Here is a 1,645-nt window from a genome sequence, read left to right on the forward strand (position 1 = left end):
AGGGCGGCGGCGCGGAGGGCGCGGCCGCCGCGGCGTGCCGGGCACCCGTGCGCGCGGCCGGCACCACGGGGTCTTGCAGGTCTTGCTGGACGGCATAGTCGGTGTGGGACACCAGAGGTTTCTCCTTCAGGAGGAAGGCGAGCAGGAAGCCCAGGACGAGCACCGGCACGAGATAGAGGAAGATCCGCGGCATGGCGTGGGCGTACGCCGCGATATAGCCGTCCCGCAGGGCGCCCGGCATCGCGTGCACCATCTGCGGGGTGACCGAGTCGGGGTCGGGCAGACCGGTTCCGTCGCCGCCGCGTCCGTACGCCGCTCCGGAGGGCAGGTCGACCTGGAGGCGGTCGGCGAGCCGGTTGGCGAAGAGCGTGCCGAAGACGGCCGCGCCGACGCTGCCGCCGATCTGCCGGAAGTAGTTGTTGGCGCTGGTGGCCGAGCCGAGGTCGGCCGCGGGCACGGCGTTCTGCACGGCGAGGATGAGCACCGGCAGGACGAGCCCGAGGCCGAGCCCGAGGACGCCCATCCACAGGCTGTAGTCCTGGCGGGAGGTGCCCTCCTCCAGCCGGGAGAGCAGCCACATGCCGAGGACGGAGATCAGCCCGCCGACAATGGGGAAGACCTTGTAGCGGCCGGTGGCGCTGATGAGCTGGCCGGAGATGATCGAGGCCAGCACCATGCCGCCCATCATGGGCACCATCAGCAGCCCCGACTCGGTGGCCGAGACGCCGTCGACCATCTGGAGGAAGGTCGGCAGATAGCCGGCGGCGCCGAAGAGGGCGACGCCGATGACGGCGCCGATCAGCCCGCTGACGCAGAAGACCGAGTCGCGGAACAGCCGCATGGGGATGATCGGTTCGGGGACGACGCACTCCACGACGACGAAGAGGATCACCGAACCCGCCGCCCCCAGGGCGAGCCCGAGGATGACGCGGGAGTCCCACGCGTACTCCGTGCCGCCCCAACTCGTCAGCAGCACCGCGCAGGTGGAGAACAGCGACAGGAACAGCGCGCCCAGATAGTCGAAGCGCGCCCGCCGCGGCGGCTCCGGGACCTTGAGGACGGCGGCCACGACGGCGAGGGTGACCAGCCCGAAGGGGACGTTGACGTAGAAACACCAGCGCCAGGAGGCATGGTCGGTGAAGAACCCGCCGAGCAGCGGCCCGGCCACCGAGGCGAGGCCGAACGCGGCGCCGATGAGCCCCATATAGCGGCCGCGTTCCCGGGGCGGAACGATATCGGCCATGATCGCCTGGACGCCGATCATCAGACCGCCGGCGCCCACGCCCTGCACCGCGCGGAAGGCGATCAGCTCGTCCATCGTGCGGGACCAGCCCGCGAGCGCGGATCCGGCGACGAAGACGACGATCGCGAAGACGAAGACGCTCTTACGGCCGATGAGGTCGCCCAGCTTGCCGTAGACCGGCAGCACGATGGTGACCGCGAGGAGGTAGGAGGTGACGGTCCAGGACATCTTGTCCAGGCCATGGAGTTCGCCGACCACCTCGGGAAGGGCGGTGGCGACGATGGTCTGATCGAGGGCCGCGAGCAGCAGCGCGAGCATCAGCCCGAAGAAGACCATCCGCACCCGGGCGGGGCTGAGCGGGGCGGGCACCGGGGCGGCGCCCGCCACCGAGGGCGGCGCCGC

General features: G+C 71.0%; 1 protein-coding gene. It reads right to left on the reverse strand.

Annotated elements, in window-relative coordinates; genetic code table 11:
• Positions 1-1,645, reverse strand: a 1,645-nt coding sequence (locus KN815_RS48975) for an MDR family MFS transporter (protein ID WP_372458671.1), incomplete at both ends; no start/stop codon positions are given.

The sequence above is a fragment of the Streptomyces niphimycinicus genome, from assembly GCF_018883605.1.
GTDB classification, from domain to species: Bacteria; Actinomycetota; Actinomycetes; order Streptomycetales; family Streptomycetaceae; genus Streptomyces; species Streptomyces niphimycinicus.